This is a genomic window from Bacillus sp. FSL W8-1202 (genome assembly GCF_038006165.1).
GTDB classification, from domain to species: Bacteria; Bacillota; Bacilli; order Bacillales; family Bacillaceae; genus Bacillus; species Bacillus subtilis.
Map to the genome: position 1 here is coordinate 3,360,736 of NZ_JBBOUR010000001.1, position 23,084 is coordinate 3,383,819.

The window sequence follows — 23,084 nt, forward strand, 5'->3', positions numbered from 1 at the left end:
TTCATGTAAAAGCTAAAACGCTTTCAATATATAGTGCAACACGTATACTATACTTCCTCATCCCTATGTTGTAAACAGCTTATTCATCCGACTATTCGGAGATGAATAAGCTGTATTTTGTTCAAATTTTATTTTTCTAATAGTTCTTTCCCCGCGATACCTGGTTTGGTCATCTCATATGGGTTTAAAATAATATCCAATTCTTCTTCAGTCAGCACATCATGCTGCAGGCAAAGATCCCGGACAGATTGCCCTGTCATAATTGCTTCCCTGGCAATTCTAGCTGCCGCTTCATACCCAAGATGCGGATTGACAGCTGTGATCACGCCTGCGCTTTTTTCTACGTATTGCTTCAACCGCTTTTCGTTGGCTTCAATGCCTTTTAAGCAGTTGTCAGTGAACGAACGGAAGCCGTTGTTCATGATGCTGATGGATTGAAGCAAATTAAAGACAAGCACGGGCTCCATGACGTTCAACTCAAGCTGGCCGGCTTCTGAAGCAAGGCAGATTGTATTGTCGTTTCCGATAACCTGGAACGCAATTTGGTTGATCAGCTCCGCCATAACCGGATTGACTTTCCCCGGCATAATAGATGAACCCGGCTGACGTGCAGGCAGAGAAATTTCCGCAAGTCCGGCGCGCGGTCCCGACGCCATTAAGCGCAGGTCGTTTGCGATCTTCGACATGTTCATCATGCAGACTTTTAATGAAGCTGATACCTCTGTATAGGCATCTGTATTTTGTGTCGCATCAACAAGATGGTCAGCGCCGACAAGAGGAAGCCCGCTAATATCAGCAAGGTGCTTTACTACCTGTTTGATATATTCAGGATCAGCGTTCAGCCCTGTACCAACAGCAGTTGCGCCCATGTTGACTTCATACAGGTGCTGGCGCGATTGCTTGATTCGTTTGATATCACGCTCGAGAACACGGCTGTAAGCTTCGAATTCCTGGCCAAGACGGATCGGAACCGCATCTTGAAGGTGTGTCCGGCCCATTTTAATAACAGAGTCAAACTCCTGTGCTTTTTGCTTAAACACGCTATGCATATCTTCCATTGTTTTCAGCAGTTTTTCTAAGAGCTTCAATGTGGAAATATGAATAGCAGTCGGAAACACATCGTTCGTAGACTGTGACATGTTCACATGTGTGTTTGGACTTAAATGGATATAATCTCCCTTTTTATGTCCCATGATTTCAAGCGCCCGGTTTCCGATAACCTCATTCGCGTTCATGTTCATAGAAGTTCCGGCACCGCCCTGAATCGGATCGACGATAAACTGATCGTGCCACTTGCCTTCGAGAATCTCGTCAGCGGCTTGTACGATAGCTTGGCCAATTCCTTCATACAGCCGTTTCACGTCCATGTTGGCAAGAGCCGCAGCTTTTTTCACAATCGCCAGTGCGTTAATCATTTCCTCATGGATTTTGTATCCTGTGATCGGGAAATTTTCAGAAGCACGGAGCGTCTGAATTCCGTAATAAACATCTGCCTCAATTTGTTTTTCCCCAAGGAAGTCTTTTTCCACGCGATATTCTTTTTGGCCGTTTAACATAATCTTTAACCTTCTTTCTCTTTGCTGGTTATCGTTTATACATTTTACAGGACAACGTCATCAGCTATCGGCGTTTCCATAATTCTCTTGACGACAGGAAGATCCGAAGACTGACCTAGCGCCCACATCAATTTTGGCACAATCGCTTCTGTGTTCATATTTCTTGATCGGATAATTAAGTCTTGGTTGACTCTGCGGCCAACTTCGTAAATGCTCATGTCTTCGCCTTCTTCAAGACATTGAGTCGTAATGACCACGACAATGCCGCTTTCGATCAGCTCATTCACTTTTGACAAAATGTCTCTGCCTTCAAACGGCACCCCTCCGCTGCCATAACTCTCAATGACAATTCCTTTGTACATGCTTTTCAGGGCATCAAACATTTCGGGCTTTAAGCCTGGATGCAGCTTCAGCAGACATACATCTGTGCATAGTGAAGTGTCAACTGTGAAGGTGTCGTTCTCAGGTTCCGTTACTTGTTTGTTGTATTCGATCCCGTCTTCATTGATAAAAGCGATATATGGGTAATTGATGCTTTCAAATGCGTCGTAGCTTTTCGTTCTTAATTTGATCGCACGCGTTCCCTGAATGACTCTGCCGTCAAATACAACATAAACGCCGCCCACGCCTTCACAGGCAAATCGAATGGCATCTGTAATATTTTTTTTGGCATCGGTTTTTTGGAACGTGATCGGAATCTGCGAGCCGGTGATGACAATCGGCTTTTTGGCATGCTGCAGCATATACGATAGTGCTGCAGATGTATAGGCCATTGTATCTGTACCGTGAGTAATAACAAACCCGTCATAGGCATCATAATTTTCCTTAACGGCTTCCGCTATTTCCACCCAGTATTCAGGCTGCATATTGGTGCTGTCTATATTCATAAGCGACTGAGTTTCCATTGTGTAATCGTTATCAAGTTTTGATACGTAACTTAATAATTCATCAGCCTTGACTCCGGGAGCCAGCCCATTTTCCCCTTCAACTGAAGCAATCGTTCCCCCAGTTGTCAACATCAATAATTTTTTCATACCATGCACCTCTTCACTGTATCTAAAGATGGGTTGCGAGAAGGTATTCGCTTTTCGCATACTTTTAATGCAATTATAGACACGGAAAATAAAATACGCAAGACATTATTATTCAATTCGCGTACACTTCCTAATACCTATATGATATAATCAGCTCAAGGTGAAAAAGGAGCGGAAGTTCATGAATCTAGATCGTTTAACTGAATTGAGAAAAAAGAAAAATTGGTCGCTTCAATATACAGCTGACCTTCTCGGTATCGCAAAAAGCACATATGCCGGCTACGAGTCAGGCTACCGACGGCCTTCACTTGAAGCGCTTGCCATGCTGGCTGACCTCTTTGACACAACCTGCGATGAACTTTTAGGCCGCGAGAAACAAAAGCAGACTGCTCCTCAGGCCATAGAATTGGCCACGTGGAGCAGCCTTGACTTTACCATTTCTGTTGATGGCAAGCCGCTGAGTGAAGATGAAATCATCCAGCTGATTACCTTTATACGCACAAAAAGAAAAGTACAGGAGGAACTGAGTTAATCTTTAGCTCACGGTTTAATTTTACCGTAGGTTCCTCCTCCTCCGGCTTTCAATTCCAATTTTCCGGATCTCGCTTTTACGATAAGCGCCGCGGTTTTCGGCGGGACAACGCGAGCCAAATCTTCTTCTGCAGCCTCATGAAGAACAGCCATTTCTGTTCCGAAGGCTTTTTTTAGTTTGTCCAGCGTTTTCGGGCCTACACCCGGAACAAATTGCAGCGGGATCTGATGTACATATCGCGGACGCGGGACGCGATCTTCAAGCTGATCACTCAATTCACGTAATCTTTCGCTGACTCCTTTGGTAAATCTGGCATTTCCGCAATTCGCGCACGCTGTTTCCCCGCTTACAGCAGGCTCTCCGCACGCTTCGCAAGCGGTCTGATAATATTTCCCCAATAACGGGTCCAATCCGTAATTTGCGATAATTTTCCTGTCATCTTGTCCCTTTAATGCAAGAGCAAATTCAGTAAAATCAGCTGACTGCACATATAGTTCATTATATTCTCTGCCGATTTTCCCCAACGAATGCGCATCAGAATTTGTTAAAAAAGGATACGGATTCAATTGCGATACGTGTGATGCCATGTCTGTATCACAGCTTAATCCAAGCTCCACCGCGTCTATCATAGATGGATCAAAAACCTCAGTTAAGCTTGATTTAACCCCTTTTCCATATAAGCTTTTATGCGGCGTAAAGATATGAGCGGGGATAAACAGGCCGCCCATATCCTGCACTTTTTTTTGCAGGTTTAAGCCCGTTTCATAAATCCGCTGCGAGCTTAAATGAATATTTTTCAGCCGGGCTGACAGCCAGTTTGAAAACTGTTTCATAGCAGCCAGCGTCGGCATAAATACGAGCACATGGATCGGTCCGCTGCAGGCTTCATCATAAATCTCCAGTTCGCTCCCCAATAAAAGAGTCGTGCTGCGATAACGGATTCCTCCCCCGTCAAGCTCGCGATATTTTCCAGATGAAATGCCTTCCTCAAGCTCTAGAATGACTTCCGGAGAATGACAGTCGATAATGCCGAGGAGTTCAATTCCTTTATGTTCACTGGCTTCAACCAATATTCTGTCCAGCGTTAATGTTTTGGCACCTGTTATTTTGACAGCCCTTCCTGTAAAGGTCCGGCCGATATGAATGTGCAAATCCGCGTAAATCTTTTTCATTTTTGTGCTTGGAGCGCTTCTTTCAGCTGAAGATACTGAATGGCGTAGGCTGTTTTAGCATCGTATACTTCACGCGATTCAATCAGCTTTAGCGCATCTTCAAGCGTCACCTCCATCACTTCAACAAACTCGTCCTCATCAAGCTCCCGTTTTTCTTCAAGCACAGAAAGCTCCTCAGCAAGAAAAACGTGAACAATTTCATCTGCAAATCCGGGTGATGTATAAAACGCAGTTATTTTTGTCAGTTTTTTTGCTGTATAACCGGTTTCCTCTTCAAGTTCCCGAAGTGCCGTATACTCCGGCTCCTCACCTTTTTCAAGCTTACCGGCCGGAATTTCAACGATCGTCCGCTCAAGCGGCTTACGGAATTGTTTGACCATGATGATTTTCCCTTCATCTGTGACGGCTAGTACCGCTACAGCTCCAGGGTGTTTCACAATTTCACGTTTACTGGCTTTGCCGTTTGGCAGCTCTACATCCTCGACATAAAGATCAATGACTTTACCCGAAAAGATCTGTTCTTTGGCAATTGTTTTTTCTTCTAATGATTTCATTTCTTCATCTCCCGTTCTGTCTCTATATGATGCCCCATACATTTTATCATACTAGAGCAAAAGGGGGCTTCTTCGTGAAAGTGCACCGCATGCCAAAAGGTGTTGTCTTAGTCGGAAAAGCATGGGAAATTCGGGCGAAGTTAAAAGAGTATGGACGCACATTTCAATATGTGAAAGATTGGATCTCAAAGCCATAAAAGTTGAAACTTTAGCTCCTTTATATTACGGTCAATACAAAGCCTAAAAAAGGAGTGTGCACATGAGAAAGCGCAAATTGGGTACATCTGATTTAGACATTAGTGAAGTCGGACTCGGCTGTATGTCTCTTGGAACTGAAAAAAACAAAGCATTGTCCATTTTGGATGAAGCGATCGAGCTTGGCATCAACTATTTGGACACAGCGGATTTGTATGATCGGGGACGCAATGAAGAAATTGTCGGTGATGCGATCCAAAACAGACGCCAGGATATTATTCTGGCAACAAAAGCGGGAAACCGTTGGAATGACGGAAGCGAGGGCTGGTATTGGGACCCTTCAAAAGCTTACATAAAAGAGGCGGTAAAAAAGAGCCTTACACGGCTGAAAACAGATTATATCGACCTTTATCAGCTCCACGGCGGCACGATAGAGGACAACATTGATGAAACGATTGAAGCGTTTGAGGAATTAAAACAAGAAGGTGTCATCCGATACTACGGCATTTCTTCCATCCGCCCGAATGTGATGAAAGAATATGTAAAAAAATCAAACATCGTCAGCATTATGATGCAATTCAGCCTGTTTGACAGACGCCCTGAGGAATGGCTCCCGCTTTTAGAGGAACATCAAATCAGCGTAGTCGCCAGAGGTCCTGTTGCCAAAGGGCTCTTAACTGAAAAACCGCTTGATCAAGCTTCAGACAGTATGAAACAAAACGGGTACTTGTCCTATTCATTCGAGGAACTGACAAATGCCCGCAAGGCAATGGAGGAAGTGGCTCCCGATCTTTCCATGACAGAAAAGTCGCTGCAGTATCTGCTAGCACAGCCGGCTGTCGCTTCAGTGATTACAGGCGCCAGTAAGATTGAGCAGTTACGGGAAAATATTCAGGCAGCAAATGCACGGCGTTTAACCGAGGAGGAAATCAAAGCGCTCCAATCTCATACGAAACAAGACATTTACAAAGCTCATCGCTCATAGCAGAAAAACCAGCACTTGTACGGGTGCTGGTTTATTTATATTGATGCCAATCCATTTGGCTTTCATTTAGGAGTTCTTCAAAGCTCTTATTTTTTTCGATCTCTTTTTTCTTTCTGATCTGTTCTGCTTTTTCTCTTTCCTGCCTCTTTTCATCCTCTTCCTTCAATTGGCTCTTCATCTCCATAAGCTTTGCTTTGATATCGGATTGAAGGCCGTCTTTTAGCTGGTGTTTGTCAGCGGATTTTTGTTTTTTCATTCAGACTTCCCCCATGTTTTGTTTTGAAGACAGTTTATCACGGAGCATATACACTGAACAAGCAGACTCTCTTCTGGTCACTTTCTCAGCGGAGCGGTGTTTAGGTATAATGATTTTAAACACGAATTACCTATATTTAGTTGAAAGGTGCTGTGACTTTTGAAGAAAATCCTTTTGGCCATTGGCGCTCTCGTAACAGCTGTCATCGCAATCGGAATTGTTTTTTCAAATATGATTCTATTCATCAAGAAAAAAACGGATGAAGACATTATCAAAAGAGAGACAGACAACGGACATGATGTGTTTGAATCATTTGAACAAATGGAGAAAACCGCTTTTGTGATACCCTCCGCTTACGGGTACGACATAAAAGGATACCATGTCGCACCGCATGACACACCAAATACCATCATCATCTGCCACGGGGTAACCATGAATGTGCTGAATTCTCTTAAGTATATGCATTTATTTCTTGATCTCGGCTGGAATGTGCTCATTTATGACCACCGCCGGCATGGCCAAAGCGGCGGAAAGACGACCAGCTACGGGTTTTACGAAAAGGATGATCTCAATAAGGTTGTCAGCTGGCTCAAAAACAAAACAAATCATCGCGGATTGATCGGAATTCACGGTGAGTCGATGGGAGCTGTGACCGCCCTGCTTTACGCTGGTGCACACTGCAGCGATGGCGCTGATTTTTATATTGCCGATTGTCCGTTCGCATGTTTTGATGAACAGCTTGCCTACCGGCTGAGAGCGGAATACAGGCTCCCGTCTTGGCCCCTGCTTCCTATCGCCGACTTCTTTTTGAAGCTGAGAGGCGGCTATCGCGCACGCGAAGTATCTCCGCTTGCTGTCATTGATAAAATCGAAAAGCCGGTCCTCTTTATTCACAGTAAGGATGATGACTACATTCCTGTTTCTTCAACCGAGCGGCTTTATGAAAAGAAACGCGGGCCGAAAGCGCTGTACATTGCCGAGAACGGTGAACACGCCATGTCATATACCAAAAATCGGGATACGTACCGAAAAACAGTGCAGGAGTTTTTAGACAACATGAATGATTCAACAGAATAAAAAAGCGAAAGGCCTCTTCGGCTCTTTCGCTTTTTTATGTTACAGAACGTCGGTAATGCCATCCATATTTTCTCTGATCCATTCAATCGCAAGATCTATCGTTGTAAACTCCTGCGTCTCGAAGGTCATTTCATCCTGCAATAGCCAGACATCTTTCTTGATGGACTCTGCTCCTCCGATTGACCAGTGAAGCAAGGTATAGGGATGGTTTTGATTCAGGAAGGATACCCACGTTTTATTTTGTGCTGTGTTCTTCATTGCCTTCAGCTTTTGTTCCACGTTTCGCGTCTCCTACTTTACTAATATGCTCATTCTGGGGCTGAGCATTTCAGCCGGGCTTTTCAGCGCCAATGTTTTGGCTTTTTCATTGTAATCGATCGTCATTTGATCGTCAAAAAACACTTTTTGTGACGATTGGATATACAGCGGAATGCCGTTCGTTTCCAGCTGCTCGCACTGTCCCGTTAATTCTTCTGCCAGCCAGATTGTCGGGACACCGCTTACCGCGCAGCCGCATCCTTCTGCATCGTAACGAAGCTGGGCTTTTTTCCCCGGGTTGGCGTCAAACGCCTGCTGCAGTGCCTGTTTTGCTGCATCTGTCACATGTATGTTCATAAGGTGAAACCCCCGTTTTCATCATTTTCGCTATTGTAGCATACAACACTGCCATTCGCATTGTTTCTGCCTTTTTTCCACCGCTTCGCATTTTCTTCTGCAGTCTTGATCCACTCATCTTTCCCTTGTATGTACTGATTGATGCTGTCAGGATGCTGGGCCGCCAGCCGTTTTTTGAGAACTGCGTATTCTTTCGCTATGTTTGGATGAGATCTGAGATAATCTCTGAATAACAGATGCCTTTCAATAGCAGGGTTTCCCTGTTCGTACATATGGACATGATGAGTGCGTTTATTTCCGCCCTTTTGGAAATAACGCCTGCCCGCTATGCCGTTCTCACCTTTTGGTGTATAGCCGTTAGCCTTCATTTGTTCATCAAATTGGCTCACGGCTTCAATGCTTCTGACTTCAATTAACATATCAATGATTGGCTTCGCTGCCATGTTCGGTATCGATGTGCTTCCGATGTGATGAACAGCGATAATCTCCGGCCCGAACACAAGTTTCAGCCGTTCTTTTTCTTCATCGAAACATTCTGCCCATTTTTCGTTGTAGAGAATGACCTCAACTTTTCTTTTCGGATACAAATGAAAGACCGACAGCAATAGACCCTGCGCTGCTTTGACGGTTTCTGCCTTTTGGAATCCAGCCTGTGTATAGAGTGACACGGCCGGGGTATTGTTCTCGGCTGTGACTACTTCGATTTTCTCAGCGTCTTCATTATGATCAATGACAAATTGCAGAAGCGCTCGTCCAATTCCTTTTCTGAAACCGTCAGGATGCACAACAAGCCTGCAAATGGTGAGATGATGCATGTTTTTCTCATATGAAATGACACCGATCAGCTTGCCGTTTTTCCGATATCCCGCAAACCGCTCATGGGATGCTTGAATATCCTTCACCTTCTCTTGTAAAGCGGGAATACCGTCAAAACCGATAATCTCTGTTTCCTTTATGTAGGCGGGGATCTGTACGGCTAAAATCTCACGCGCTATAGTGTCTTCCTTATGCTGGAGAAATTCAATCATTCGTGTTCTCCTGAAACAGCCGCTGTCTTTCGATTTTTGCGACGCGGACTGCATACGACTCGTACCAAACGCTTTTTCCTTTTTCTTTTGCTGCTTGATGTTCAGTGTGATGCTTCCAATGGTTAATTGCGTCCATACTGTCCCAATAGGAAACTGTGATGCCCCTTCCATCCGCTTCACGTACGCTTTCCACGCCTAAAAATCCAGGCTGATCCGCCGCAAGCGATACCATCCGCTCCGCTGTTTCTCCATATCCTGTGTCATTTTCGCTTTTGACAGAAGAAAAAATGACTGCATAGTAAGGAGGCTCAGGTGTTTTTGATAAAAAATCCATTATATTCCCCCCTCATATGTTTTTGACAAACAGTACCCTGTCTTGGCCCGGGCCATCATAGTTTGCAAACACTGAGATGCCATTTACCGGCTTGGTGCCCTTTTCAATATCAAACCCCAATTTTGTGTGATATGCGATTGATACCTTATTCGCAGGTGAAGTGACGCACTTCACCCGGGTGCAGCCTCTTTGTTTTACTGTTTCGATAAATACATCATACAATTGTTTCCCAATTTGCATTTTTCTGAAATCTGGATGCACACCGGAAAAATGAATGTACGCCGTTTCAGGATCCGATTGCGATTGAAATCCGATTAAAAATCCCGTCATGCTGTTATCTTCGGATGTAATAAAGCTTGTGTCCTGAAAATGCTCAAAAAATAGTCTCGGCAATTTTTCTTTCAGCTGTCTGCCGCCCCACCATTCATTCAGTACAGACGTTACCATTTCATAATCTGAAGACGTGATTGTTCGAATATCCATTACGATTTGATCTCCCTCCGTCTGGCAAAACGAATGTCAGCTCTTTTTCTCACAATATAAAAATTATATTTTGCCTGGCTGGAATTGTAAATGCCTTCTTTCCTTTATCATACGTTTCCAGACTGCCGAGGGAACAATGTTTCATCATTTTAGCCTATTTCTCCCCCAAGCAGGAGGAGAGACTTTACAGCACAATATCAAGCACTTGATCAAGTCTCAGCTTATAAAGCTGATCCTCGTCTCCTTTTATCCATACTGCTTTTTCAAACTCTTCATACCGGCAGATCTTCCCGGTGCAGCGGACAATCTCACCGTCCTGAAAGCAGCTGACAGTGATATCCTGAGCGAACTCCATCGCGGCGCAAAGCGTTTGATTCATCTCTTCCAGCTTATCGGGGTCAAGGATCGGCTTTTGCAGCTTCTGTTTAAGCCGCTTTCTCTCCAGCAGGCTTTGCTTATGTTCCGGCAGAAACATCCTGCTCCCTTCCCACAGCAGGTTGCCCCTTTTTAAATGATCGTTCATTTATAATGCCCCCCTATTTTAGCCGCACGTTCAAATGCCTGGCCTGCCGCTGTCAGTGACGCCGCCCTGATGATTGCTGTGTCGCCGAATCGATTTTTAATGCCGTCCATCACATAGCCTAGGCTCATTTTCTTTGCATAATCCTGAAATAAATTGAGCTGCCATATGTCATCAGATGAGAGCTGAGACAGATTGACACCGAGGCGGCGGACAGGTTTCCCGTCCCAAAATGTAAGAAACAGCCGGCGTACAGCCTCATATACATCCTGAGTAGAATTAGTCGGCTCTGCCAGCTTCACTTGCCGGTTGAAGCCCGTCGGCCAATCAAAATCAGCACCCCGGCAGCTCACTGACACCGTCTGCCCCATGACCCCGGCGTTTCGGCTTCGCCTGCACACTTCTTCACTCAGCTCAAGCAATACGACCTTGATTTCTTTGTCAAAGTGTTCGTAGTCTCTCGGGAGAGTCATTCCATGGCCTATCGCCTTTTGCCCGTCCAGAGACGAAGTTGACACAGGGGAATAGTCGATTCCGTTTGCCGTCATCCACAGCACGTGGCCGTTAATGCCCCATTTCTTTTTTAAAAGATCGAGCGGAAAAGCCGCGAGCCCGCCGATCGTGCTGATGCCCATTCGATTTAAATGATGCTTCATGCGGCTCCCGACGCCAAACATGCTGCCCACCGGGAGCGGCCACATTTCGGTTTTCATATTTTCTTTCGTTAAGGTAAAAATACCGTTCGTATTCTTTTTGGCAAAATTGTCACACGCAATTTTGGCCAGCGCTTTGTTAGGGCCGATTCCGACCCGTGCATAAACGCCGATCTCCCGCATGATTCTGCCCTGAATGCTTTTCGCGATCTCCATCGGCGTCCCAAACAGCTTCTGGCTGCCTGTAATGTCCATGAACTGTTCATCGATAGAATAAGGCTCCACAAGGTCTGTATACTCCTCGAGAATGGCCGTAATTTGCAGTGATACATCAATATACCGCTGCATACGCGGCCGGAGCACAACAGCCTCAGGACACTTTTCCTGCGCCTCCCACAGCCGTGAAGCATTCACCACACCTTTTTGTTTCGCCAGCGGGCAGGCAGCCAATACGACTCCGCCCCTTTTTTCAGGGTCACCCGAAACAATGACAGGCTTATTTTTCAAATGTGGATTTTCCGCTTTCTCTACAGATGCATAAAACGATTGCATGTCAACGAGAAAAATCACTTTTTCTTTCATCATACACACCTCTAAAAAGAACTTATGTTCGTTCTCATTATATGCGAAAGTATGTTCGTTTTATACTGGTAAATGATTCTTGTCTGACAGAAAATATGATCCAAGGGTTTGAGAGAAGAAAAACATTTAGTAGAATAAAAGTGAAGCATAAGGATAGGAGAGTCATGATGGAGAAATTTGTCGAAAAAATGCTGGGACAGGCATTGCGTCAATACGGCAGAAACGTTGCTATAGATCCGTTAAGCCCGTATGAAAAACAAAGCCTGAAAGCGGCTCTACAAGAGAGACGGAATGAAGAACCGGATGAGGATTTGCATGCGCATATAGAAGATATCATTTATGACTATGTCACAAACCAAGGCCTGTTCTCTTAAACGCATGACTGTCAGTTCTTTCAGCCGCTGATGCGGCTTCCCTTTGAAAACACCGCCTGAAACAAATAAATAGTCTCAGGCTTACAGAAAAAAGCAGGATTTTCTCACGCTCCATAGATTCATATGGCCTGGCGTAAAATTCCCCCTCAGAACTCGCGCAAAACGGAATAAGCTGTCCATGATCCCGCGTATACACTTTTTCGAAGAGATGTGCTCTCTTGTTCTGTCATGCGGTCCATGCCGGTTTTCAGCGTACATCTTGATCTCATAGCCGGTTTCACTGCCAATATGATCCACGTCTTGGGGGCTTAAACTAACACACCCTCACTGACCAATCGCTTTGCTTTTCATCGGACATCCCGTCATTTTCCTTCTGTCATCACCTTCAATTTCAAAATGTAAACTCCGTCAGCCACACGCATCCTCAACGCATAGTATATTGCCATCCATACAATCAGGCATACTACATGTCAAAAACGAAATATTTTGAATGATCTATTGGAGAAGGAAATTTTTTCATATATGATAGAGGAAGATCTTACATACAGGAGAGAATATAATTCATGAAGAAATGGAAAGATATCCACCCGATCAGCTGGACAATTATAATCGGAACCATTTTCGGCAGAATGGCAACATCGATGAGCATTCCTTTTTTAGCGATTTATTTGACAGCCGTCCAAGGCGCATCAGCTTCCTATGCAGGGCTGGTCATTGCCGCGAGCTCATCAGTCGGCATCCTCGCAAGCTTTTACGGCGGATATATCTCAGATAAATTCGGCAGAAAAAACATGATGCTTGTATCGATTTTCGGATGGATGCTGGTATTTGCAGGCTTTGCGGCAGCATCTAATCTCTGGGTGTTTTTTGTAGTAAACGCATTAAACGGTCTTTGCAAATCACTGTTTGAGCCCGCTTCAAAGGCCTTGCTGTCTGATATGACAGAAGAAAAAACGAGACTGCTAGTTTTTAATTTACGCTATGCGGCTATTAATATCGGCGTTGTCTTCGGACCTGTGCTTGGCCTATATTTCGGCTCATCGCAATCGACTACGCCCTTTTTGGTGCCTGCAGTCATTTACGGACTATACGGAATTGTGCTTGCCCTCCAATTTAAAAAACATCCACCCTTATCAGCACCAGCCCAGTCCCGAAATATGAGCGTGCGGGAAGCGTTTATGGTCACGCAAAAGGATTATCTTTTTACCATTGCTTTGGTCGGCATTACGCTATGCACCTTCGGCTACTCACAATTCAGTTCCACATTCCCTCAGTATATGGCGCAGAACCCCTTGATCGGCAATGGAACGAAGCTGTATGGGCTGATGCTGACATTAAACGCAATCGTTGTGTTGGCGACGCAATTTCCCATTGTCCATTTTGCAAAACGGTTTTCGCCGCTTTGTTCTCTGATGCTCGGTAATGTGATGGTTAGCATCAGCATGGCCATTTTCACCGTATCACACGGTGTTCCATCAATTGTGATGATTGTCATCACATTTACAATCGGCGAAGTGCTTTTATTCTCTATGATGGATTTGTATGTAGACCAGATTGCAAAACCAGGATTAAAAGGCACTTATTTCGGGGCAATCGGTTTTTCACAGCTCGGAAACGTCATCGGCCCTTGGGTCGGGGGGATATGTATAGACCTGTTTGGCGCTGGCCGGCCGATTTATATTTTTTCTGTCCTGAGCGGCATTACCCTGCTCGGCCTGCCATTTTTAGCGTTCGCCTATCGGCAAATGAAAATGGAGACCACAAAACACCGTTCCCGTCTGGAAAAGCCGCTTTACATAAAAAACGGAAGAGAATGAATCTCTCCCGCAAACATGAGGTGAAGAACATGAATATAGGTGATGTGATGTTTCAGCTGTTTGTATTTATTATATTTGCTGCTGTCGTCTTTGCGGCTGTTACAGGCTTCAAGTATGCGAAAAACCGAAAGGCGCAGCTGGATCGCATTGAGAAAAAGCTGAACAGCATGTCCGAAGATCACGATTAACAGCTTGGGGCAACGAGCTCTACCTTAATCCGGTCTGGATCCTCACAAAAGACTGCATAATGCCCGTCTCCTCCGGCAAAAGGATGCCTGTCTCGGTACAACACACGATAACCTTTTGCCGTCAATTTTTCAGTCATCTGATCGACTTGAAGCTTGGATTCAGCATGAAATGCGAGATGGTTCAGACCGACTCGGCATCTATGGTATTTCGGCTCTAGAAATGACTCTTTCGCCTGCACAATCACTAGGTAAAAACGATCTTTCTTCCAGCTGATGCCTGAGCTCCATTTTTGATACTCTTTAAAGCCAAGTTCTTTTAAGAACCAGCCCCAAAACCGCCTAGACGCCTCCAAATCAGAGACATACAGTTCGATATGATGCACAATTTCATACCCTCCTTACCAGCACTTCCTCGACCTTATGCCCGTCTCCCTTACGCAAAATGAGATCTGACCTGAATTTAGTCGGCAAAATATTTTCATATAAATTCGGCCGGTTGACACTCTCCCAAATCGAGGCTGCCATCTCGTCAGCCTCCTGATCGGACAAGTCTTTAAATTTATGAAAATATGAATCAGGATTTTGAAAAGCTGTTTCCCGAAGCAGGCGAAAACGCTCTAAATACCAAGTGAAAATCCGGCTTTCCTCCGCATCCACATAAATCGAAAAATCAAAGAAATCGGAAACAAAAATACGCTGGTTTTCCCGGTCATCCTCCAAGGTGGGCGACTGAAGAACATTAATGCCTTCAATAATCACAATATCCGCCTGTTCTACAACCTCGAACACACCTTCCTCGCGGTCATAGGTTAGATGGGAATACACCGGGGCCTTTACGCTGTCCTTTCCTGATTTTAAGTCATTCAAAAATTCGAGCAGCGCCTTTACATCATAGCTTTCAGGAAATCCTTTTCTTGACATCATATTTTTCTTTTTCAGCTCGGCAGTAGGAAATAAAAAACCATCTGTCGTGATAAGGCTCACTTTTGGACGGTCAGGCAAACGCGAAAGCAGCTTCTGCAAGATCCGCGCCGTCGTGCTTTTTCCGACTGCGACACTGCCGGCAATGCCGATAATAAACGGAATTTTGGCTGAATGTGGGTGCTTCAAAAAAACATTGACATGCTTATTGCGTTCAGCCGCAGACTTGACATGTAAATGAAGCAAGCGAACAAGCGGAATATAGATCGTCTCCACTTCTTCAACAGATAGATAATCATTCAATCCTTCCACAGCTTTTGCCTCTTCTTCAGATACAGCAATCGACAAATGCCCCCCAAAACCAGACCAAGACTCCCGATTGTGCTGTGTATATAAAGTATGTAGGTTAAGTTCTTTATTTTTCACTGTTTACACCTGACTCTCTGTAGGTTAAAACCCTTACAAAGATTGTAACGGAAAACCTTTTCACTGTCTGCTTATTTTTCATTTCGTTTTTTTAGCAAATCAGCACCGATTCGGTTATACGCAGCCATTTCATCTTTTGGAACCATGCTTCCTCCCGTTCCCCAGACGACATGTACGGCATGTTCCATCTTATATTTCTGAGCATAGTGCCTTCCCTCTTCTGTCGTAAAAAGCTGAACCGGCCCGAACATGCCGGCAAGAGCAGAGGGCTCTAAATATTTATCTTCAGATACAGCCAGCATATGAAGCAAAGTATAAAGCGTATTGTCCTCTACCGTATAACAGCCGCTCAGAAGCGGTTCAATCAGCTTGCCGACAAATCCTGACGGCCTCCCTACGGCAAGTCCGTCAGCAGCAGTCTGATTATCCAGGCCGATATCCTGGACGGAGATCTTTTCGTGAAGTCCTTAATAAAGCCCTAACAGCATACAAGGTGAATGAGTTGGTTCTGCGAAAAACACATGAACATCATCTCCGTATAAAAGCTTCAGCCCAAATGCTACACCGCCCGGTCCTCCGCCGACTCCGCACGGCAGATACACAAACAAGGGCGTCTCAAGACTTGGCTTTATATTCATACAGTCAAGCTGCGTTTTTAATCGGCTTGCAGCAACAGCATATCCTAAGAACAGCTGTCGAGAATGTTCATCATCAATAAAATAACAGAATGGATCATGTTCCGCCTGCCGTCTCCCTTCGTTCACCGCTTCGCTGTAATCTGTTTCGTACTCCATAACAGTGACTCCCTTTTGACGGAAGAGATCCTTTTTCCACTGCTTAGCATCGGCGGACATATGCACTGTCACGCGAAAGCCGAGTGCCGCGCCGATGATGCCGATGCTTAAACCTAGATTTCCTGTCGAACCGACAGCAATCGAATAGCGGGAGAAAAACCCGGTAAACCGCTCTTCCTGTAAGATGCGGTAATCATCGGTTTCCTGAAGCATTCCTTCTTGAAGCGCGAGATTTTCAGCATGCTTTAACACTTCATAAATCCCGCCCCTCGCTTTAATCGATCCTGAAATCGGAAGCTCATGGTCGCACTTTAAAAGCCATCTTCCGGGAAATGGCTGCTGATATGCCGCTTCCAGCTTTCCCTTCATATGCTGCACCTCAAAAAGCGGAGACTCGATGATTCCTTTAGCGCCTTTCGTCTCAGGAAACACCTCGGCAATGTAAGGTGCAAACCGCTGCATTCTTTTTTCCGCTTCCGCTATCTCGGTTGCCCACTCATCTGCACGGGGTAATGGCCCCTCTTTCTTGCCTGAATTTGCCCAGAATACAGGCTCTGCATCAATCAGTTTCTGAATAAACGGATCTTTAAGCAGAGCATGAAGGACTTCTGAATGAACTGACATTCAACAATCTCTCCCTTCCACTATCAAAAACTGCCCCGTGAGAAACAAGCCACTCCACCACAGGCAGTTCTATCATTATTTTTTCATGAGCGCGCGTCCTGCCAGCTTTTCTACAAGAGCTGGAAACAGCTGATACAGCTTAGTGCCGGCATTCATTAAACGCGGAAGATTGATCTCCCGCTTTTTCGTAAAAATTGCAGCTGTAATTTGAGCTGCCACGTCATCAGGATCAAGCATCCAGCGGCCGACATTTTTGGCGTAGTCCCCGCCTTTATCAGCAATGGAAAAAAAGTCCGTCTGAATCGGGCCCGGGTTGACTGTTGTCACATAAATGCCGGTTCCCGAAAGCTCCATCCGCAAAGCGTTTGAGTAACCTAACACGGCATGTTTGGTCGCGGAATACAGGCTAGACTTCGGTGTTGCGATTTTCCCCGCTTGAGAGGCGATATTGATGATATGTCCCTTTTTTTGCTCAAGCATCTGCGGAAGCACCGCTTTTGTACAGGCGATCAGGCCGAAGACATTCACATCAAACATCGCTTTCATGTCATCCAATGTAGAGTCTAAAACCGTTTCAAATATACCGAAGCCTGCATTGTTAATCAGTACATCAACCGAGCCGATCTGATCGCGGACCCGGGCGATATCCTCTAGGCGGCCGACATCCAGAGGAAAAATCTCACACTGTCCGCTCCATTCCTCGGTTATTTTCCTTTTGATTTCTATCAAACGATCCTCGCGTCTAGCCGACAGAAGGACATGGGCTCCTTCAGCCGCGCATAAGTATGCGATTCTTTCACCAAGCCCTCCTGAAGCGCCGGTTATCCAAATCCTTTTTCCCGCTATATGTTTCACCCATTTCACCTCTTCATTGTTTTAAAGTATGCGGTATTTCCTTCCCAATATGACGTGATGGCTTCTTCAGCCTCCAACACATCAAGGTGACCTGCCGTTTCTGACATCGTTAAAAACAATTCCTTTTCATATACAGCAGGAAAAAGCTGCTGACAGACCTGAAAAGCGGTCATCGGCTTTTCATCCAGCATGCGACGCACATCCTCCGTCCTGTTCCTCTGCTTGTCAAAACGCTTCTCAATCAGCGCTTGTACACTGGTGATAGGCTCGCCGTGACCAGGAAATACGATTGTTGGATCAAGTTGAGACAGCCTTCGCAATGACCGCTGATAATCGACTAAAGGCTTTGACCTGACGTCCCCCGCTTTCGGCGCTTCCAAAATCGGATTAGACGAGCTGTTTGCCAGCAGTAGATCGCCGCCAAGCATCCTTCCGCTTTTTTCATGGAACAGAACGATATGCGATTCAGCATGTCCAGGCATCTCCAACACGGACCAGCCCTCAAGCCCATCTATGCCCATACCTTCTCTGATTGTTTTTGTCAGAGATCTCGTACAGGAAAATGCGTACGCTGATCGAATCAGCTTTTCCGCCTTCCCCGTATCAAATGGAACGCCTAATTCAGGCAGCAGCTTTTGAAAAAAACGTTTTTGCCAATCCATAAAGGCTTGATCTCGGCTGATATAAGGTTCGTTGAATGTATGCCCAATCACTTCGATTTCATCTGAAAAGACATCAAGCAAGCCTGCATGATCAGCATGATGGTGAGTCAGTACAACCTGCTCGATATCTGACATTTTCACATTTACAGCGGCAAGCTGCTCTTGTAGGGCTCTGGCAGCCTCTTTTGTATTCAGCCCGGCATCGATAAGTGTCAGTGCATCACCTTTTACGAGGTAAACGATAACATCGCCGACAGCAAACGGCGTCGGGACGCGGATCGCAATTACATCTTCAGTTGTCATCCTTTCGCTCCTTGTCTTCATTCATTATTCATATTTTAGCTTTTTCTCGGTCTTGTGTCATTATTGCAGAATGAGAACAAACCTTTTTGAAAAAGCTATTGACATTAGCTTATCCGCCATTGCATAATGAACAACAAACTAAAACGAGAACCATTGGAACGCTATGACGAGGAATAGTATACAAGGCAATGGCCTAAGAGAGCGATACCCCCGGCTGAAAGGTGTTGCGGCCCGCTTGTTTGTAGAACCTGCCCTCAAGTCGCGGTTAGGAAAACCTAAACGTTTCCCGCGTTACGGGATTTGAGCTGAGCACAATTTGTGCTAATGAGGGTGGTACCGCGAACCTTTTCGTCCTTTACGTGATGAAAAGGTTTTTTGTTGTTCTGATAGAAGGAGGATATCAATGAAAAAGATAGGATTTGTCGGCGCCGGGTCAATGGCAGAAGCAATGATCAACGGCATTTTGCAAAGCGGCATCACAAAACCAGAACATATCTATATTACAAATCGCTCAAATGACGAGCGTCTGATTGAATTAAAGGAAACGTACGGCGTGCGTCCATGCAGAGATAAAAATGAGTTTTTCACTCACACCGATATCATTATCCTCGCTTTCAAACCGAAAGACGCGGCGGAAAGCATCGACAGCATCCGGCCGTATATCAAGGACCAGCTTGTCATTTCAGTACTTGCAGGCCTTACCATCGAAACCATTCAGCATTATTTTGGCAGAAAGCTCGCGGTCATTCGCGTCATGCCTAATACATCAGCGGCAATCAGAAAATCAGCAACCGGATTTTCCGTAAGCGCTGAAGCAAGCAAGAATGATATTAGTGCCGCAAAAGCTCTATTGAAAACAATCGGTGATGCAACACTGGTTGAGGAGCGAGATCTTGACGCTGTCACTGCAATCGCAGGCAGCGGCCCGGCCTATGTGTATCGTTATATTGAGGCGATGGAAAAAGCGGCACAAAAAGTAGGATTAGATAAAGAAACGGCAAAAGCACTCATTTTGCAGACAATGGCAGGGGCAACAGATATGCTCCTTCAAAGCGGCAAACAGCCGGAAAAGCTGCGTAAAGAAATCACCAGTCCTGGGGGCACTACAGAGGCAGGTCTTCGCGCTTTACAGGACTCCCGCTTTGAAGAAGCAATTATTCACTGTATTGAAGAAACAGCTAAACGGAGCGCAGAAATCAAAGAACAGTTTGCCGTTGCCGCCTTAGAGAGACATTCTTAGATGTAAGACAAAAACAGAAGGCACTGTGCCTTCTCAGGCTGTCGAGAAAATCTCGTCAGCCTTTATTTTTCCTTAAAATATCCATTCTTCTGTAATAAAATAAAAGAAAGACTTAAAAGGACGGTGTCTTTCTCATGTTCCACACAAGAAACTCTTCTCAAAACACAGCCGAATTTGTTCTGCTTGACCAACTCGTTGAAGAGGATCACCTGCTTCGGAAAATTGATAAACACATAGACTTCTCTTTCATCATTGAAAAGGTGAAACCTTACTACAGTGAAAACAAAGGCCGCCCCTCACTTGATCCGCTTATTTTATTTAAAATGATGTTTATCGGATACCTCTATGGTATCCGTTCAGAAAGACAGCTTGAAAAAGAAATTTACTACAATATGGCGTACAGATGGTTTCTCGGATTGAACATAAACGACCCGGTTCCACACCACTCCACCATCAGCTGGAACAGACGCACACGCTTTAAAGATACAACCATCTTCCAAGACATTTTTGATGAGATCGTTCTTCAGGCCATCAATCATGACATGGTGGGCGGACGAGTCCTATTCACCGACTCCACACACCTTAAAGCCAATGCCAACAAGCATAAATACACAAGAAAAACAATTGCGCAGGATACCCAAAACTATATCAAGGATTTAAATGAAGCCATTCAAGAGGATCGGGAGGAACACGGAAAAAAGCCATTAACAGCCAAAGAGGAGGTGAAAGCTGAAAAAGAGATCCGCCACAGTACAACCGATCCGGAAAGTGGCTATCTGTATCGTGAAAACAAACCAGAAGGTTTTTTCTATTTAGATCACCGCACAACAGATATGAAATACAACATTATCACCGATGCCTACGTCACACCTGGAAATGTCCATGATTCTGTGCCTTATCTTGACCGATTAGACCACCAAATCGCACGATTTGGTTTTCAAGTAGAAGCCGTCGCCCTTGATTCCGGATATTTAACGACTCCGATCTGTAAAGGATTATCTGACCGCCAAATCTTTGGTGTCATCGCACATAGACGTTATCACCCTATCCGAGGCTTGTTTCCAAAATGGAAATTTCATTATGACAGTGAACAAGACAGATACATTTGTCCAAATCACCAAACACTTACATACTCAACAACTGACCGAAAAGGCTACCGGTCATATAAATCAAATCCTGAAATATGTTCCTCATGCCCACTGCTTGAAAACTGTACAAAATCAAAGAATCGGCAGAAAGTGATTACTCGACATGTATGGGAAGATCATAAAGAAAAGGTCAGACAAAATCGCTTGTCTGTTTCAGGAAAAAACCTCTACAAAAAAAGAAAAGAAAAAATAGAGCGAAGCTTTGCAGATTCAAAACAGCTGCATGGGCTTCGCTATTGCAGGTTGAGGGGAAAACGAAATGTGAGTGAACAAGTTCTCCTCACAGCCGCATGCCAGAACATGAAGAAGATTGCCACATACCTAGCCAAGCAAGGCTAGGCATGTGGGAGCGCTTTTTCTGCATCTGAAACCTGGTGAATATCTAAAGAAACAGTATAAAACAAAAAAGCTTGTAGAAAAAACATCGTTTTCTCTACAAGCTGAGAAGGCACTGTGCCTTCTGTTTTTTATTTTTCCCGCAGCAGCTGGCCGGCAGATTCTGATTGCTTTAATAGCGCGGAGATCGTAAATGAAAGCAAATCGGGAAGCACTTCAAAGGAATAAGGCATATACAATCTTTCCGTCCATTTATGCGGGTCTTTACCAGCCGGACCGACATTTAAAACCGGAACATATAAAGCCTGATTTTTACCGCTTGGCAATGAATATCCTCTGTTAAAGAGCGGCATATTGCTTGTGTATGCATCAACCTCCTGTTTTTCCAGCTGAAGATAACTCAAGTCCGAAAGTCCGGGGAAGTACTGAACCTCCCGTAATGCAATGCCGTATCGCTCAGCCGCATAATGCTTTATCTGATCTGCTGTATTTCTGATCAATTGATCATCCTTTGAAGAAACAGCTGGATAAAGCGGCGGACTATAAAACAGAACGATGAGCGGCGCATCCTCCTTACAAAGCGAAGCAAGCTCAGAAACAATTTTCGTCGAAAAATCCCTGTCTCCAAGCTCCCCCCTGTTAGCAAAGGCATAATTTAGAGCCCGCTCTGTTTCCGAGATCCCCGCACGCTTTTTTGCACGCGAGACCAGCTCATCAAATGTCAAAACAGTGACGTCCCGCTCAATCGGCTGAAATGGCTCAAATTGTTGAAAATCCTGTGTTTTCTTCCGAACGTTCGACATGATTTCCTCCGCCGCCTGTTCTGCTGTTTTAAGCAGCATCTGATGCAGCTCACTAGCTGAGCGTTTCATTGACAGCACATTAAATAATGTGACGGCTGTATGCGGTGTCTGGACTGAATATGCCTCTTTCAAGTCCTTTTGCATTAAGTTTACCGGCGGCGGAGTGACCTCGCCATCAACCTTTTCGCAATAATCAGCATTCAGTTCAAGCAAACGGTTAATCTCAGATACCATTAAATTTGCGTTTAGGCCTGAAAACGGCTCTCCAACATGTGTCTCAATCCCCTTGCAGAAAAAACCCGCAAGCACCTTGCCAATGCTTCCTGTATAAAAATATTGCTGCTGGTCGCCGGGAAATTTTTCAAACATCGGTTCGGCATTCAGGCAAGCGGTTAATGTGATATCATGCTTTTTCTCCATCTCCTTCAATGCAGGAACCGCTTCAATCATGCCTCTTGAATTCACTTCCTCGTCCGGAACCGTTATCAACAGCAGATTGCCCTCAAAATGCCCGTTCATTGCCCTCTCCAGCATCGACAGTTGAATACAAAGCCCCGCTTTCATATCCATCGTCCCTCTTCCGAACAGCCAGTCTCCGCTTTCGGCATCTCTTCTCACACGTTCCGGGAGCAGCTCTTTTTTCTCTAAAAAGGAGCTCAAAAGCTCAGCAGGCTTGCAAGCCATATGTTTAAATTCGCCGTAATCTTCTATGTCAACGACATCAAAATGACTCAGCAGAAGCACTGTCTTTTTGACATTCTTCTTTTTGACTAGAGCCGTAAGAAAAGATCTGCCATCGTCCATCGGATGAAGTGTTACATCATCAGGGTGCTTTTGAAAATAGGGCTTGTCCTTCAAAATAAAATAAAGATACTCTGCAAGCGCTGCCTCGCCCTTTGAACCGGTGATGCTTTCGTATTGCACAAGAGAAGTTAAAAGTGCCAGCAATTCGTCCTTCGTCTGCCAATTCATTTATTCCGCCCCTCCTATGAATAAAAATGCTTCTATACTGAAAAA

General features: G+C 45.0%; 26 protein-coding genes and 1 pseudogene. 9 read left to right on the forward strand and 18 right to left on the reverse strand.

Features of this window, described 5'->3' with window-relative positions:
- Nucleotides 1–128: 128 nt before the first annotated feature.
- Together aspA and ansA are read right to left on the reverse strand one after the other, a co-directional pair.
- On the reverse strand, nucleotides 129–1,556 hold the full coding sequence (aspA, locus tag NSQ09_RS17700) for an aspartate ammonia-lyase (RefSeq protein WP_014477246.1): 1,428 nt from the start codon (nucleotides 1,554–1,556) through the stop codon (nucleotides 129–131).
- Nucleotides 1,557–1,600: 44 nt separating this feature from the next.
- A complete protein-coding gene (gene ansA / locus NSQ09_RS17705; RefSeq protein WP_004399032.1) occupies nucleotides 1,601–2,590 on the reverse strand; it encodes an asparaginase in 990 nt (329 codons plus the stop codon).
- A 181-nt stretch (nucleotides 2,591–2,771) separates the two neighbouring features.
- Between ansA and ansR the strand changes: the two genes are divergently transcribed.
- Nucleotides 2,772–3,122, forward strand: coding sequence for an HTH-type transcriptional regulator AnsR (gene ansR / locus NSQ09_RS17710; protein WP_017695932.1), 351 nt, complete (start codon nucleotides 2,772–2,774; stop codon nucleotides 3,120–3,122).
- A gap of 8 nt (nucleotides 3,123–3,130) precedes the next feature.
- Here the strand turns inward: ansR and NSQ09_RS17715 are convergent, their stop codons facing one another.
- Nucleotides 3,131–4,294 (reverse strand): TIGR00375 family protein, encoded by a 1,164-nt coding sequence (locus tag NSQ09_RS17715; protein ID WP_017695933.1) that lies wholly within the window; start codon nucleotides 4,292–4,294, stop codon nucleotides 3,131–3,133.
- Entirely contained in the window at nucleotides 4,291–4,848 is a 558-nt protein-coding gene (gene nudF, locus NSQ09_RS17720; RefSeq protein WP_017695934.1) for an ADP-ribose pyrophosphatase, read from the reverse strand. The genes NSQ09_RS17715 and nudF overlap by 4 nt, the downstream gene beginning before the upstream one ends.
- A gap of 74 nt (nucleotides 4,849–4,922) precedes the next feature.
- Here nudF and mciZ point away from each other — a divergent pair, with 74 nt between their 5' ends.
- Together mciZ and NSQ09_RS17730 are read left to right on the forward strand one after the other, a co-directional pair.
- Nucleotides 4,923–5,045: a Z-ring formation inhibitor MciZ gene (gene mciZ / locus NSQ09_RS17725; protein ID WP_003230420.1), complete on the forward strand. Its 123-nt coding sequence runs from the start codon at nucleotides 4,923–4,925 to the stop codon at nucleotides 5,043–5,045.
- 62 nt (nucleotides 5,046–5,107) lie between these two features.
- Nucleotides 5,108–6,028 carry an aldo/keto reductase gene (locus NSQ09_RS17730; protein WP_069964200.1) on the forward strand — a complete coding sequence of 307 codons (921 nt, stop codon included), beginning with the start codon at nucleotides 5,108–5,110 and terminating at the stop codon, nucleotides 6,026–6,028.
- Nucleotides 6,029–6,059: 31 nt separating this feature from the next.
- Here the strand turns inward: NSQ09_RS17730 and NSQ09_RS17735 are convergent, their stop codons facing one another.
- The gene (locus NSQ09_RS17735) at nucleotides 6,060–6,284 is read right to left on the reverse strand and encodes a YqkE family protein (protein ID WP_003230416.1); all 225 of its coding nucleotides are present in this window, start codon (nucleotides 6,282–6,284) and stop codon (nucleotides 6,060–6,062) included.
- Between the two features lie 159 nt (nucleotides 6,285–6,443).
- On the opposite strand from NSQ09_RS17735, the gene NSQ09_RS17740 reads away from it, so the two are divergent.
- Nucleotides 6,444–7,361 (forward strand): alpha/beta hydrolase, encoded by a 918-nt coding sequence (locus tag NSQ09_RS17740; protein ID WP_003230413.1) that lies wholly within the window; start codon nucleotides 6,444–6,446, stop codon nucleotides 7,359–7,361.
- A 39-nt stretch (nucleotides 7,362–7,400) separates the two neighbouring features.
- Here the strand turns inward: NSQ09_RS17740 and NSQ09_RS17745 are convergent, their stop codons facing one another.
- The 7 genes from NSQ09_RS17745 to NSQ09_RS17775 all read right to left on the reverse strand — a co-directional run bounded on the left by NSQ09_RS17745 (nucleotide 7,401) and on the right by NSQ09_RS17775 (nucleotide 11,579).
- Nucleotides 7,401–7,640 (reverse strand): YqkC family protein, encoded by a 240-nt coding sequence (locus NSQ09_RS17745; RefSeq protein ID WP_003230411.1) that lies wholly within the window; start codon nucleotides 7,638–7,640, stop codon nucleotides 7,401–7,403.
- 12 nt (nucleotides 7,641–7,652) lie between these two features.
- Nucleotides 7,653–7,976: an iron-sulfur cluster biosynthesis family protein gene (locus NSQ09_RS17750; RefSeq protein WP_003226552.1), complete on the reverse strand. Its 324-nt coding sequence runs from the start codon at nucleotides 7,974–7,976 to the stop codon at nucleotides 7,653–7,655.
- Entirely contained in the window at nucleotides 7,973–9,004 is a 1,032-nt protein-coding gene (locus NSQ09_RS17755; RefSeq protein ID WP_116316566.1) for a bifunctional GNAT family N-acetyltransferase/GrpB family protein, read from the reverse strand. Before NSQ09_RS17755 ends, NSQ09_RS17750 begins: the two co-directional genes overlap by 4 nt.
- A complete protein-coding gene (locus tag NSQ09_RS17760) occupies nucleotides 8,997–9,341 on the reverse strand; it encodes an antibiotic biosynthesis monooxygenase family protein (RefSeq protein ID WP_072557091.1) in 345 nt (114 codons plus the stop codon). The genes NSQ09_RS17755 and NSQ09_RS17760 overlap by 8 nt, the downstream gene beginning before the upstream one ends.
- A gap of 9 nt (nucleotides 9,342–9,350) precedes the next feature.
- On the reverse strand, nucleotides 9,351–9,821 hold the full coding sequence (locus NSQ09_RS17765) for a GNAT family N-acetyltransferase (RefSeq protein ID WP_341032229.1): 471 nt from the start codon (nucleotides 9,819–9,821) through the stop codon (nucleotides 9,351–9,353).
- Nucleotides 9,822–10,005: 184 nt separating this feature from the next.
- Nucleotides 10,006–10,344 carry a YolD-like family protein gene (locus NSQ09_RS17770; protein ID WP_003230403.1) on the reverse strand — a complete coding sequence of 113 codons (339 nt, stop codon included), beginning with the start codon at nucleotides 10,342–10,344 and terminating at the stop codon, nucleotides 10,006–10,008.
- Entirely contained in the window at nucleotides 10,341–11,579 is a 1,239-nt protein-coding gene (locus NSQ09_RS17775; RefSeq protein ID WP_072692694.1) for a DNA polymerase IV, read from the reverse strand. The genes NSQ09_RS17770 and NSQ09_RS17775 overlap by 4 nt, the downstream gene beginning before the upstream one ends.
- Nucleotides 11,580–11,743: 164 nt before the next feature.
- On the opposite strand from NSQ09_RS17775, the gene NSQ09_RS17780 reads away from it, so the two are divergent.
- From NSQ09_RS17780 to NSQ09_RS17790, 3 genes are all read left to right on the forward strand, one after another.
- A complete protein-coding gene (locus NSQ09_RS17780; RefSeq protein ID WP_004398642.1) occupies nucleotides 11,744–11,950 on the forward strand; it encodes a YqzH family protein in 207 nt (68 codons plus the stop codon).
- Between the two features lie 563 nt (nucleotides 11,951–12,513).
- Complete coding sequence (locus tag NSQ09_RS17785; RefSeq protein ID WP_095843812.1) at nucleotides 12,514–13,767, forward strand: MDR family MFS transporter; 1,254 nt, start codon at nucleotides 12,514–12,516, stop codon at nucleotides 13,765–13,767.
- 29 nt (nucleotides 13,768–13,796) lie between these two features.
- Entirely contained in the window at nucleotides 13,797–13,955 is a 159-nt protein-coding gene (locus NSQ09_RS17790) for a hypothetical protein (protein ID WP_164972543.1), read from the forward strand.
- On the opposite strand, the gene NSQ09_RS17795 is transcribed toward NSQ09_RS17790, so the two are convergent.
- The 5 genes and pseudogenes from NSQ09_RS17795 to NSQ09_RS17815 all read right to left on the reverse strand — a co-directional run bounded on the left by NSQ09_RS17795 (nucleotide 13,952) and on the right by NSQ09_RS17815 (nucleotide 18,540).
- Nucleotides 13,952–14,338, reverse strand: a complete 387-nt coding sequence (locus tag NSQ09_RS17795; protein ID WP_015251763.1) for a VOC family protein — start codon at nucleotides 14,336–14,338, stop codon at nucleotides 13,952–13,954. The genes NSQ09_RS17790 and NSQ09_RS17795 overlap by 4 nt on opposite strands.
- A gap of 4 nt (nucleotides 14,339–14,342) precedes the next feature.
- Complete coding sequence (gene coaA / locus NSQ09_RS17800) at nucleotides 14,343–15,302, reverse strand: type I pantothenate kinase (RefSeq protein ID WP_017695943.1); 960 nt, start codon at nucleotides 15,300–15,302, stop codon at nucleotides 14,343–14,345.
- Nucleotides 15,303–15,373: 71 nt separating this feature from the next.
- Nucleotides 15,374–16,720 (reverse strand): annotated as a pseudogene (dsdA, locus tag NSQ09_RS17805) (D-serine ammonia-lyase).
- A 75-nt stretch (nucleotides 16,721–16,795) separates the two neighbouring features.
- Nucleotides 16,796–17,575, reverse strand: a complete 780-nt coding sequence (locus tag NSQ09_RS17810) for an SDR family oxidoreductase (RefSeq protein ID WP_015483409.1) — start codon at nucleotides 17,573–17,575, stop codon at nucleotides 16,796–16,798.
- A 5-nt stretch (nucleotides 17,576–17,580) separates the two neighbouring features.
- The gene (locus NSQ09_RS17815; RefSeq protein WP_144454017.1) at nucleotides 17,581–18,540 is read right to left on the reverse strand and encodes an MBL fold metallo-hydrolase; all 960 of its coding nucleotides are present in this window, start codon (nucleotides 18,538–18,540) and stop codon (nucleotides 17,581–17,583) included.
- A gap of 403 nt (nucleotides 18,541–18,943) precedes the next feature.
- Between NSQ09_RS17815 and proC the strand changes: the two genes are divergently transcribed.
- Nucleotides 18,944–19,780 (forward strand): pyrroline-5-carboxylate reductase, encoded by an 837-nt coding sequence (proC, locus tag NSQ09_RS17820; protein WP_341032236.1) that lies wholly within the window; start codon nucleotides 18,944–18,946, stop codon nucleotides 19,778–19,780.
- A gap of 134 nt (nucleotides 19,781–19,914) precedes the next feature.
- Nucleotides 19,915–21,267 carry an IS1182 family transposase gene (locus NSQ09_RS17825; RefSeq protein ID WP_014478984.1) on the forward strand — a complete coding sequence of 451 codons (1,353 nt, stop codon included), beginning with the start codon at nucleotides 19,915–19,917 and terminating at the stop codon, nucleotides 21,265–21,267.
- Between the two features lie 128 nt (nucleotides 21,268–21,395).
- On the opposite strand, the gene NSQ09_RS17830 is transcribed toward NSQ09_RS17825, so the two are convergent.
- Complete coding sequence (locus tag NSQ09_RS17830; protein ID WP_003230379.1) at nucleotides 21,396–23,039, reverse strand: M20/M25/M40 family metallo-hydrolase; 1,644 nt, start codon at nucleotides 23,037–23,039, stop codon at nucleotides 21,396–21,398.
- Between the last annotated feature and the right edge of the window lie 45 nt (nucleotides 23,040–23,084).